The organism is Bradyrhizobium sp. URHD0069, from assembly GCF_000701345.1.
Taxonomy (GTDB): domain Bacteria; phylum Pseudomonadota; class Alphaproteobacteria; order Rhizobiales; family Xanthobacteraceae; genus Bradyrhizobium.
Genome location: NZ_JNIJ01000043.1, coordinates 47,190 through 59,208, shown reverse-complemented (window position 1 = coordinate 59,208; position 12,019 = coordinate 47,190). Strand labels below are relative to the sequence as shown.

General features: G+C 60.6%; 10 protein-coding genes. 6 read left to right on the top strand and 4 right to left on the bottom strand.

Translation table 11 applies throughout. The features are described from left to right. Nucleotides 1-1,529 precede the first annotated feature (1,529 nt). The 4 genes from N554_RS0124060 to N554_RS0124045 all read right to left on the bottom strand — a co-directional run bounded on the left by N554_RS0124060 (nt 1,530) and on the right by N554_RS0124045 (nt 7,154). Nucleotides 1,530-1,862, bottom strand: a complete 333-nt coding sequence (locus N554_RS0124060) for a GYD domain-containing protein (protein ID WP_029585830.1) — start codon at nt 1,860-1,862, stop codon at nt 1,530-1,532. 149 nt (nt 1,863-2,011) lie between these two features. Beyond that, complete coding sequence (locus N554_RS0124055) at nt 2,012-2,332, bottom strand: hypothetical protein (protein ID WP_156042071.1); 321 nt, start codon at nt 2,330-2,332, stop codon at nt 2,012-2,014. A 214-nt stretch (nt 2,333-2,546) separates the two neighbouring features. Continuing rightward, the gene (locus N554_RS0124050; RefSeq protein WP_029585828.1) at nt 2,547-5,003 is read right to left on the bottom strand and encodes an adenylate/guanylate cyclase domain-containing protein; all 2,457 of its coding nucleotides are present in this window, start codon (nt 5,001-5,003) and stop codon (nt 2,547-2,549) included. A gap of 132 nt (nt 5,004-5,135) precedes the next feature. After that, the gene (locus tag N554_RS0124045; RefSeq protein ID WP_029585827.1) at nt 5,136-7,154 is read right to left on the bottom strand and encodes an AsmA family protein; all 2,019 of its coding nucleotides are present in this window, start codon (nt 7,152-7,154) and stop codon (nt 5,136-5,138) included. A gap of 209 nt (nt 7,155-7,363) precedes the next feature. Between N554_RS0124045 and N554_RS0124040 the strand changes: the two genes are divergently transcribed. The 6 genes from N554_RS0124040 to N554_RS0124015 all read left to right on the top strand — a co-directional run bounded on the left by N554_RS0124040 (nt 7,364) and on the right by N554_RS0124015 (nt 11,930). Continuing rightward, nucleotides 7,364-8,038: a Crp/Fnr family transcriptional regulator gene (locus N554_RS0124040; protein WP_029585826.1), complete on the top strand. Its 675-nt coding sequence runs from the start codon at nt 7,364-7,366 to the stop codon at nt 8,036-8,038. Between the two features lie 392 nt (nt 8,039-8,430). After that, entirely contained in the window at nt 8,431-8,724 is a 294-nt protein-coding gene (locus N554_RS0124035) for a GYD domain-containing protein (protein WP_029585825.1), read from the top strand. Between the two features lie 758 nt (nt 8,725-9,482). After that, nucleotides 9,483-10,472: a DUF4062 domain-containing protein gene (locus N554_RS0124025; RefSeq protein WP_029585824.1), complete on the top strand. Its 990-nt coding sequence runs from the start codon at nt 9,483-9,485 to the stop codon at nt 10,470-10,472. A 151-nt stretch (nt 10,473-10,623) separates the two neighbouring features. Next, nucleotides 10,624-10,884: a pentapeptide repeat-containing protein gene (locus N554_RS38730; RefSeq protein WP_081851389.1), complete on the top strand. Its 261-nt coding sequence runs from the start codon at nt 10,624-10,626 to the stop codon at nt 10,882-10,884. Beyond that, nucleotides 10,811-11,032, top strand: a complete 222-nt coding sequence (locus N554_RS43130) for a pentapeptide repeat-containing protein (RefSeq protein ID WP_371259517.1) — start codon at nt 10,811-10,813, stop codon at nt 11,030-11,032. The genes N554_RS38730 and N554_RS43130 overlap by 74 nt, the downstream gene beginning before the upstream one ends. 34 nt (nt 11,033-11,066) lie before the next feature. Beyond that, nucleotides 11,067-11,930, top strand: coding sequence for a hypothetical protein (locus N554_RS0124015; RefSeq protein ID WP_029585822.1), 864 nt, complete (start codon nt 11,067-11,069; stop codon nt 11,928-11,930). Nucleotides 11,931-12,019: the final 89 nt, after the last annotated feature.

The following is a 12,019-nucleotide window of genomic DNA, read 5'->3' as shown; positions in this document are numbered from 1 at the left end:
GCGCGGTGCTCGGGCAGGTCTGGCGCAATGTGAACGCGCGAATGCATGCATCCACCTTGTTCTTCGCGACATCGATACCGACGACAACGAGATCGTTTTGTGCCATCATCCACTCCCTTCCTTGCTCGGTACGGGCTAAAAGCCCTTGCAACTGTTCGGGTTGAGGAAGACACCGGAGCTGTCCCTCGCTCTGACACAGGCTCTGTCACTTTTGGGGCGTAACGGGCTCAGTTCCAGCAACGGGCGGTTGATGGGCAACCGCCCGTTCGCACATTCTGCCAGACTTTCTGGACACAAGGGGCGTATCATGATCGTCACGGACGTTGGGCATGGGATGCGGTGGACGCGGCAGCGTCGGGCGCGCATTTCGCAATCGCAGGGCGGGTTGAACCTCGTGAGCGATTTGCGGCGCGCAGACGAACGATGTTGCTTCGTACGGCAAAACCGTGTGGTCCTAGCACCCGTTGCTGGTGTCAAGTCGGCGGAGGTTTTCGTTGGCCCAACCGGGCTCTGACAAAACCTTCAATCCGCCGACGACGGTGACAAGACGAATTCGTCGCCGGGGAGAGCACGATATAAGCCGTTAAAACCATTGCGTGCGGGAATGCCGGGTGTTCCGGTGACCTGCGGTGACTACCGTGTGCTTACTACATTGCACACGGGCTGCGGGTGCACCGTGCACCCGGCATTCCCCACGCCCTCTGTTTTTCCTGGGCGAAAGATCAATGCACGACTCGGGCGCATCGCGCCGCGAGAGCGCGCAGCTGCGTCGCGACGTCATCGTCCGCGAAGGCGGACGATCCAGTATTCCAGAGACATTGGTGATGGAACCGAGGAGCCACGGCGTACTGGATACCCCGCATGCGCGGGGTATGACGACTCTTGTCAATTGTCTGTGGCTGTCTGAAATTGAATCGGTGGCGTGCATTGAGTACGAGCGCGCCACACGCCCAGCCTTCATCGCCGGCGAAAGAGCGTGTGAAGGATACCGACCTCATCCTGAGGAGCTTGCGAAGCAAGCGTCTCGAAGGATGGACGCAACGCAGGGACTCGCGGCCATCCTTCGAGACGCACGCAAGGGCGCGCTCCTCAGAGTATGACCGGAAATGCATGCAACAAAATAACGGTTTTGAGACCGTCATTGCGAGCGTAGCGAAGCAATCCAGAGGATTTAACATGGCTGTTACTGGATTGCTTCGTCGCTTCGCTCCTCGCAATGACGAGAAGTGGCCTATTCTACTGGCCGCTTTTTGAGTCAGACTCTCAGGATGAGGTCGGAGATATGATCACAACCTCGAAAGCAGGCGATCCAGCAATCCGAAGCGCCAGCGATGGAAACGAGAAGCCGCGGCGTATGGGTCCCCACGCCCCGTGCGCAATTGCGCACTAGGCGGGGACGACATTGACTACGTATTTCGCGCGACCCGGTGGCGGGGTATGACGACCCTGTCAATTGTCTGTGGCTGTTTGAAACGCACATAGGCCGCGATCGAAATGCACGGCGCCACTTAACGCCGTGCATTGCGCGATCAGGCTCCGGGCGGCGTGTAGGCGCTGGCAACCCGGGCCGCCTTTTCCGCGATGCCCTTGAATTCGTCCGGCGTCCAGGCGCGCACGGTTTCTATTCTGGATATTGCGCCGGTTGCGGCAACCGCCATTCCCACAGCGACCGCATCCGATCCATCGGGGAGCTCGGAAACCAGCACGACATCGTTTGAACCCGTTGTGTTGTAGAGTGCGACCAACTTGCCGCCGGCTTTTTCGATCACTTTCTTGACGGCTTCGGATCGATCCTGCGGTTTATTGACAAGTCCCTTCACGCCGGAATGGGAATACGATGCATACGAGATGAACAAAGGCATCTTTTCCTCCCTGTTTTGAAGGCGTTGCATTGTGGACGCGGAATTTTCCACGGCCTGATCGTATCATAGCACTTCGCGGGGCGATCGACGCGCCGATTTATGGCATGAACCTCGGCACGGCCCGTGCCGCCCGGCAGCTGAACGGCAAATCAAGAGCTGGGCTGTTCCTCCGGCCCATCCTGACCATCCAGCTCAACCAGATAGACGACCATGAGATTGCCGGTCGATGGCAGCGCGGCAACCGCCTGCCGATAGTTAGCCGCTTCATCGGGGTGGGCGAGCCGCACTTCCATCGTAGCGCCATCGCCGCATAGAGGGACGTCATTGGACCTCAGCAAACGCAGCCTGGCTCGCAGCCCTTCGTCCGCGCAGATCACCTCTGCCTCGGAGAATCTTTTGGCCTCAAAGACGAGCGTCGGCTTGCGGTCAACTTCGATGGTGAATATCGACAGTGAAAGCCGGTCGTTCATTTTGCCTTCGTCTTCAGCCCGCCCCTGCACAGCCGTTAGGCCGTTTCGTCAGGAAGCGATGAAAGCCGATCGGACACGACCCTACACGGATTTCGAACCTGACGGGAGATGGCGCGATGGCTCAGCAAGCATCCCGCGCCTGCTAACGCGCGACACGGCGTCTGGGTCCCGGCGTTCGCCGGGACGACGATCACGCGTGGCGCCCCGCGATCCCCTACTGCGTCCTCCGCCTCGATGCTGCCGCCGGCGCCGTGGCCTCGCCATCTTCCGCCGCTTCCCGCCAGCGCAGAATCTCCATCGCCAGCACCGGATGATTGAAACCCTTCAGGCTGAGATCATCGAGCGGGGCGGCTTCGACGGAGGGTTCGACCATGCCGTAGACGCGGCGGCTGACCACGATCTGGCCGGCCTTGGCTTCGTCGCACAGCCGCGAGGCGAGATTGGTGACGCTGCCGATCGCGGCGTATTCGAGCCGCTGCTCGAAGCCGATCTGGCCGAGCGTCGCATAGCCGAGCGCGATGCCGACGCCGAAGCCGAGACTATGGCCGCGATTGCGCCACCGCTCGGTCAGCGCGCCGATGGTGTCGCGCATCTCGACCGCCATCTTGACGGCGCGCCGGGTGTGATCGTCAAATTGGATCGGCGCGTTGAACAGGATCATCACGCCGTCGCCGGCATAGCGGTCGAGCGTGCCCTCGTAGCGGAAAATCAACTCGCCCAGCGCCGCGTGATATTCGCGCAGCACATTCATGGCTTCCTCGGGCTCGGTGGTCTCGGTGAACGCCGTAAAGCCCCTGAGGTCGCAGAACACCACGGTGACTTCGCGGCGGTGGCTGTCGAGCAGCGCGTCGTGGCCGTCGGAGGACGCGATCAGCTGCGCGACCTGCGGCGCTAGGAAACGCTCCAGCCGGCGGATGCGCTCGATTTCCGCGAGCTGCTTTTCGACCCGCTCCTCCAGCGACCTGTTCCAATTCAACAGCTGGTCGGTCTGCTCCTGCAGTTTTGCCGCCTGCTGCTGCACGGTCGAATGCGCGGAGGCCAGTTCGCGGCCCTTCTGGTCGACTTCCGAAAACAGCCGCGCGTTGCGCATCGCCAGCACCGATTGATGCGCAAAGGTCCGCATCAGCCCGATCAGGTTTGGCGAGAACTCGCCGGCGTTGTTGCGCAGCACCACCAGCGATCCCAGAACGCCCTTCTGGTCGACCAGCGGCACCACCAGCACCGAATGAAAGCCGGCGGCGATCGCGACATCGCGCAACAGATGATCGGCCGCGTGCGCGAGATCGGGGATCGCGATCGGCTCGCCTTTGGTGGCGGCCTCGCCGAGCACGCTCGCGCCCTCGTCGATCACAAGATGCGCGGCTTCGGCCGATTTGGCGATGCCGATCGCTTCGGCCAGGTTGAACTGATGTCTTGCGGCGTCATAGCTGTAGATCAGGACCGCATCGGCATGGGTGATTTCGAGCGCGCGCGCCGCCACCGTCGGCAGCACGGCGTTGAGATCGAGCGAGGAGGCGACGGCGCGGCCGACTTCCTCGAGTACTTTAAGTTCATGGATCGACTGAGCGAGGTCGCGGGTGCGCTCCTCCACCTTGGTCTCGAGGCCGGAATAGGTTTCCTGCAGCTGGCCGGCCATGCCGTTGAACTGATCGGCGAGCTCTTCCAGCTCGTCCCTGGTCCGCACCTCGATGCGATGGCTGAAATCGCCGCCGCCGAGCCGCCGCGCACCCGCGCGCAGCGCCGTGATCGGAATCAGCATGCGCCGCGCCAGCAACGTTCCGGCGAGGATCGCGACCGCGAGCCCCAGTCCGATCAGAAGCGCGATCCGCACCAGCTGATCGCGGATCGGTGCCAGCGCCTGCGCCGTCGGCTGCTCGAACAGCACGAACCAGCCGAGCTTTTGCACCGGGCTCGACGCGGTCAGCACCGCATGACCCTCGGCATTGCTGCCCGATGCCAATTCCGCGCCCTTCGGCGCCATCAAGGCCGCGACCTGCGGCAGGCCGGAGAGATCCTTGGCCAGCTCCGGCCCCTTGGCGGAGCTTGCGAGCACCCGGCCGCGCGGATCGACCACATAGGCATAGGCCGCCTTGCCGACCTGCGCCTCGCCGAGAAAATCCGCCAGGAAACCAAGGTCGATGTCGGCGACGGTGACGCCGGCGTTGAAGCCGGAATGCGACACCGAGATCGACAGCAGCGGGCGCTGCTCTCTGAAATAGGCCGGCGCGTAGCTCGCGACTTTGGCAAGCGTGCTGGTAAAGCGCACGTCGCGGGAAAAATCCGCGCCGCTGTCGACCGAAATCGTCAGCCGCGACAGGCGCAGCTGCTCGCGGCCGTTGCCGCTCAATAAAGAGAGCTGGTTGATGGCCGGCACCTGATTGAGCAGCTGGGCATAGTCGGCGCGGTGCTGTTCGAGCGTCACGGCGCTGGCGCGGGTCACCCAGCTGATCTGCCGCTCCAGCTCGGAAATCGATTGCTCGATCCGCCGCGCGGTGGCCTCGGCCTTTTCGCTCATTGCGTCGGTGAGCCCGGCCTTGGTGCCGCGATAGCTGATCCAGACTTCCATCGCGCCGTTGACGGCCAGCACGAACACCACCAGCCCGACCAACGCCATGACGTATTTCGCGAACAGGCCCCCGCGGAACAACCAGCTTTTGTCCGTCCCGATCATCCAGTCCCTTATGCGCACACGCGCACCGCCCTCGAGCGGTTTGCGCTCAGCCGCAGCCTGTCTAGCACAATTTGAGCGGGTGGGCGGGGCGGACTGCCTCCTCCCCTTGCTGGGCTACAAGGCGGCTTATGTCTAGCGGTTGAACAGCTGCCGCAGCAGGTCGTTCATCGGCTCGCTGTCCTGGGGGGCTTGCGCCGTTGGATCGTTCTGCGCCGGCGCCGGTGGCGCGGCCGGGGTGGGGGAGTTGGGCGCCACGCTGCGGCCTTGGCTGAATCCCTGCTGCAGCAGATTGCCCAGGGTTTTTCCGAGCTCGCCGAGCTGATCGGCCTGTCCGCTGCCGCCGGCCGGTCCGTTTGCGCCTGGGGTGCCGGCCCCCGGCGCGCTTCCGCCCAACCCGCCCAGTGCGCTGAAACCGCCGCCCGGTCCGAACAGGCCCTTGCCCATCTCCTTGAGCCGGGCATAGGCGGCGTCGGGATTATCCAGCACGCCGGCGATGTCCGGATAAATGCGCGGCTCGGCCCAGGGGCCGTCGATCACCACGGGAATGCCGAGCCCGAGCGGATCACTCGTGCGGCCCTGGCCTTCGGTGGTCATCACCAGCTGCGGCTCGACCCGCATCGCCAATGTCTTGCCGCCGAGGTCGATGGTGCCGCCGCCGGTCATCCGCACCAGCGGGCCGACCAGCGTGAGATCGGTTGTGGTCGCCTGACCCTTCTCGATGCGGAAGGATGCGCTGAGCTGCGTGAGGTCGGTGGTTTGCTCCCGGCCTTCCTGCCAGCCCGACAACGTGCCCGAGGTCAGCGAGCGGATCATCTGCGCGACGTTGAGGCCGCGAATCGCGCCGTCCTGGAAATTGGCGAACACCGTTCCGTTGAGGTTCGACATGATCGCGCGCTGGCTTAAGCCGGACGAACGCACCGCGATCTTCGCCTGCAGCTTGCCGTCGATCTTGTCGAAATCGGCGGTGCTGCGCAGCAGCGGCAGCGCGCGCACGCCGGTGAGATCGCTGGAGAGCGCGTAGCTCGGATTGCCGCTGGACGCATCGACCGTGAGCTGGCCGCTCACCTGGCCGCCATAAGTGCCGAGATTTGGAAACGAAGTTTTCAGCACGCCGCCGTCGATCGCCGCATCGATCGCCACCGGCGCGAAACGCGCGTCGCCGATATTGAGCTCGGCGGCGGAAATCCTGACCTGGGCGTCGACATAGTTCAATCCGGTGACGTCGATCGACGCATTGCTCCAGGGTCTTGAGCCCTGAGAATCCTTTGAGCCCTGGGACTCTTGCGAGCCCGATGCCGCAGGCGCTTTCGACATCGCGAGGCTAAGCCGCTGGAAATCGAGATCGAGCTTCACCAACGGCTTGCTCGCGACATCGACCGACGCCCAGCCGTTGAACGCGCTGTCGCCGAGCGCACCGCTCACGCCGTTGATCAAGACGATCGGGCCGTTGAGCCGGACCTCGGCTTTCGCGCTCAGCGTTGCCTGCAAGGCGCTCGGCGCCTCGAACGTAAGTTCGACCGGAATGTTCTGCCGCCCCACGGGAGGGGCGGGCGCTGTCGCGCTGATAGCGAATTTGAGCGGATGCTCGCCGGCGCGGGCGCCGCCGGTGATCTTTATCTGGCGATCGCCGCCGATCGTTGCATCGGCGTTGATGGCCTCGATGCGGTTTTCCACGCGGTCGCGCGGATGGGACATCACGATCGCGCCGTCGCTCACCGTCACGCGATCGATCGCGAGCGAACCGGCATTGGCGTCAGCGGAGGACCCCGCCGGCGTCGGCGCACCGATCGCGCGGGTGCGCTCGCGCAGCAGCGGCGCATACAGAACCGGGCGATCGATCTTGAGTTCGGTGATGTGCGGCTGGCCCGACCACACGCTCGCCAATGTCATGTCGGCTTCGACGCGGCCGACGGTCACGCGGTTGCTGGTGTCGCGATCCCCAGGTTTTTCCAGCGTGATGTCGCGCAAGGTCACATTCAACGACGGCCACACGCCGATCTTGGTCGAACCCGCGATCGTCAGCCGATAGCCGGTTTCGCGTTCGACCCGCGCCTCGATCGCCGAGGTCAGGAAGCCCGAGGGGATCCCGACGATCAGCAGCAGCGCGAGGATCACGATGACGGCCGCGACGGCGATTTTCAGTGCTCTCATGACGACATTCCAAACCGCCCCTCGCGGCCCAATTCAGGCCACGCGCCTTCGGGCGCGGCCTATTCCCATTAAGCTTATCCCGGAAAGCGAAAGCGACTCAAAGCCGCCAAAAATAGTCCGGGAGGGCTGCAAAATTATGTGACTTATGACACAGTTCGAGGCGAAGCCGAGTTCCGCGATTTGGATGATTCGAACCGAAAGGCGTTGCAATGAGCAAAGCGGCCGAATTTGCGGTCATTTTGAAGATGAATCCGATGTTCGCGGACCTGGGGCCTGACGAATTGTCGCGGATCTCGAACCTTTGCCACACCCAGCATCTGGCCGCCGGCGAGATGCTGTTCCAGAAAGGCGATCCCGGCGATGCCCTGTTCGGGGTCCGCCGCGGGCAAATCCGCATCGAGACCGGGGCGTCGGACGGCAGCCGCCTGACCCTGAATTTTCTCGGCCCCGGCGATCTCTTCGGCGAGGTCGCGGTGCTCGACGGCCAGAGCCGCACTGCGGACGCCACCTCCGGCGAGCCGACCGAATTGTTCGTGCTGCGGCGCGACGACTTCCTCGCCCATCTCGAGCGCGAACCCCGCGTCGCCATCAAGATCATCCAGCTGTTGTGCCAGCGCATCCGCTGGATGAGCGAGCGGATGGAAGAATCCGTGCTGCAGCCGCTGCCGGTTCGCCTGGCGCGAAGGCTCTGCGCGCTGGCGTCGGATTTCGGCTCCGAGGTGCACATCTCGCAGGAGCAGCTCGGCGTCTTCGTCGGCGCCGCGCGCGAAAGCGTCAACCGCCAGCTGCAACTCTGGCGCAAGGACGGCATCTTGGATCTGCAGCGCGGGCGAATTTTGCTGCAGAACATGACCAAGCTGACCGCGGTGGCAAGGAACGAATAGCGGCGCGGCGGCGTCTAGCTAGAGCGCACGTTCTCCCAGATCGCATGTCGTCCCGGCGCGCCCGCATTCGTATAATACGCGCGCTCTCACAGAGCCGTCATGCCCCGCGAAAGCGGGGCGTCCAGTACGCCGCGGCGGCGCGATTCATCACTGATGCCGGTGATTACTGGATCATCCGCTGGAGCCTGCCATCGGGCGGCGCGCTGCGCCGACCCGGTGGCGGATGATGACAGTTGTGAACATGGAGCGGCCGCCGCGCGCCTCTCGACGTCGACCTTCCGGCCATGCATGCCGGGGCCAACTATGATATGAATCAACGCTGCATGCTGTGGCAAGCACAGCACGACTTCCTCATGCCAAGTTGCACAGGGTCCTAACCAGGGAGGATGACCATGGTAACTTATGTCGTGCTTTCGAAGTTCACCGATCAAGGAATCCGCAACGCGAAGGATTCCCCGAAGCGGGCAGATGCCTTCAAGCAAATGGCGAAGACGTTTGGAGTGACCGTGAAGGACATCTTCTGGACGCAGGGACGGTATGACGTCGTGACAATCGTCGAAGCGCCAGATGAGTCTTCCGCCATGTCGCTTAGCTTGAGCATTGGCGCGCTCGGCAACGTCCGCACCGAATCGTTGCGAGCTTTCTCGGCAGCAGACATGGCGGCGATTGTCGGCAAGATGATCTGACAACGGACATTATTGACCGGCATCCGTAGGCTGCCACCCGCCGTGGCCAGGCATAGACCCTCTCCACTCATTCTCAGTGTGCGGGGCGAGAGGGCGCATTTCAGTCAATATCAGCATCACACTGGTCCGAAGCGCCGTGTCGAACGATGAAGCCACTGTGCTGAAAAGCCTGGAACGCGCGCGTTTCCCCACATCGTCATGCCCCGCCACCGGGTTTCGCCTTCGGCGAGCCCGATGACAGCTCCAGCGGGGCATCCAGTACGCCGCGGCGGCGCGATTGATCAGTATTGATGTGGCGCACAGCGCGGTCGAATTTTTCGCTCGTCATGGCCGGGCTTGACCCGGCCATCCATCTAATTCGAAAAAGCTTTTTGTGAAGAGCGATGGATACGCGGGTCAAGCCCGCGCATGACGACTGATGTCGGCGATTACTGGTTTATCCGCTGGAGCCTGTCATCGGGCGGCGCGCTACGCCGACCTAGTGGCGAATGATGACCCTTGTGAATGTGGATTAGCTCGCGGCATTGCTTTCCTATCGCTCCCCTTTCAGTGGGGAGGGTGGCTGGCCGAAGACCAGCCGGAGGGTTCAAGTTGAACATCTTTCAGAGCGCGGCCGTTTAGGATTAAACAATACTAGAGCTTATGTTTCACCGCGCGCTGAGGTTGCTGACAGATTGATTAATTGATAGTGCAAAGGCGCGCCGCCCGGGCGCTACACAGACATTCTTCGAAGATAGTTGTAGCTGGCAAACATTCAAATGGATAAGCGCTATCAGGTATTTGTAAGCTCTACTTTCACGGACCTTCAGGAAGAGCGGCAGGCTGTAATGCAGGCTCTCTTGAGCCTTGACCACTTTCCGGCGGGAATGGAGCTTTTCCCTGCTTCCGACGACGACCAATGGGCCCTGATCAAGGGCGTCATTGATGACAGCGACTACTATGTGCTCGTTATCGGGGGGCGTTACGGCACAACCAGTGACGCAGGCGTTAGCTACACCGAAATGGAATACGACCACGCCGTCGCTCAAAGAAAGCCTGTGTTGGCATTCGTTCATGCAAAGCCTGAAGAAATACCATCCGGCAAAACAGACCAAGATGACAAATTGAGGGAGCGCCTTAACAGTTTCAAGAAGAAGGTGGGAACGAACAAGCACATTAAGTTCTGGAAAAATCCGGATGATCTGAAAGCGACAGTGATCCAATCCATTTCGGCAGAGACGAAACGCAATCCGCAAGTGGGATGGGTCCGCGCAGACCGGGCCGCTGATCCGTCGGTTTTGGAAGGAATGCGACAGGAGGTTGACCGACTGAATGCTCAGTTAAGTTCGGTATCAACGAGTGCGCCAAAGAACACCGAAAAATACGCTCAAGGCACTGCCGAATTTGCAGTAACTTTGTACTACGAGCTGCCGACGTCCTTTACGAAATATCCGGCACAGTTTCTATTTGAGTGGAACAATTTGTTTTTTGAGCTGGGTCCAATACTCATGGAAGAGGCTTCGGAAACTCAAATGAAAGCTCGCCTTGCTCAGGAACTTATCCGTTATGAACAGGTCAACTTTCCTGAAGATGCCCAGTTGTTCATAATTTCGGATGATACTTTCGACACCATCAAAATACAGTTGATGGCTCTCGGGTTGATCACCAAAAGCTCCCGTAAACACGCGCCTACGGATCGAGAGCGCTATTGGACTCTTACTCCCTACGGTGAGAACGAACTTATGAAATTGAGGGCAATAACCGTGTGAGCCCGCTAAACTGCCTGAGCGGGGCCGCAGGCAATCTGTTACCACTGCAGCGATCCACGTGTTGAACGCGACGCTTCGGACCGGCGTCCCTGCGGTTTAGCGAAACGCGGTCGCGCCGTGCGTATGGCGCGGAAGAGATAAGGGGCGAGAGATGGCTAATTCTGACGACATGAATTTGCTGGAGACGGGAGCCACCGATTTGAGCGGCTGTGACTTCGCGAGTGCTGACCTGTCGAAACGTCAGTTGGCAGGCCGTGACTTCTCAGGCGCAAACCTCAGCAATGCAAACGCAGAAGGGGCGGACTTCTCTGGTTGTATTTCTAGCGGAGCGTCTCTCCATGGAATGTCCGCGGACCAATTTTTCCGGGGCCACTTTGATTGGGTGCATGTTGATCAACATCACTTTTTCTAATGCCACGTTCCGCAATGCCATTTTGTCCTCTGCCCACGTTCAGAACTGCAACTTCTTCGAAGCTGATCGTCGCGGCGCGAATTTCCGTAGACCTCACGCGGCGAAGCTCGTGAGGTTACACGCGACTTACAATATGTTTTCGATTTAGCCCGCGCGGCGTCCACGAAATGTGAGGATTGGAAGTGCTGAAAGAATTTGAATTGACCGATGGCTCTAAGGAGCTTGCAGATGTTGGCAGGGCCATACTCGACGCAGATAGGGTCAAAGGTCAGAATGTGTTGGTCGGCTTTGCGAAATGTTTTGACGTTGATCCCGCTGGCCCGATCTTCTTTGAACTGCTGTCAGTCCTTCGCAACCGGATACACGTCGTCGAAGAATTTGCTCGGAGGGTACAGGACAAGGAACTTGACGACAGTCTCAGAAACGACGTTGTGGCCGCTACGAAATCCTTTGCCAAGTTGTTCGGGCCGGGGCAGTTGGTGACGGTTTGGGACAGCACGAGGGCGTCCTGTCTTCCCGAAGCAAACATCAGGACGCTCATGTGGTTTGGACAAACCGCCCGAAGACATCGGCCTTTACGAGTTGTCAGTGATCCGGAGCGTCTACACCTCATTGATAAAATTGACGATGCACTCCGCGCGTTGGAAGACGATCCGCTAGGTAGTTGGAAGAAAGCCCCGTTAAAGAATGGCTTGGTACGCCTTCGCACTGTTTTGCAGTACTTCAAATACTTTGGACATGAGAGGGCGATTGAAGAACTGCTTCTATTCGACCGAAAAATGGAGGCGCTCAACGATACCGATGAAGACCCGTTCAACGCACTCAGCCAACCCAAACTCCCAAGTCTCCGAAAGGTTCTTGAGATTACGGCGCTTGCTGGCACGCTGTTTATATTACCTGACCAAGCCGTGACCGCCTACGACCGATACGTCACGTGGACAAACCGCATGGTTGTAACAGCCACGCACCAGCCGTCCGAACGGCTTCTTCTCGCCCCGCCGATAGCAACAATCCCGAGGCTCTCAGAACTTCCAAAGCATGAGTAACGGTGAACCATTGCGCTTGATCTAATACAAAGCAGTGCTACAAACGCCAATCCGGAGCACGGAAATTCCTTAGGTTTATCAACGGTTAG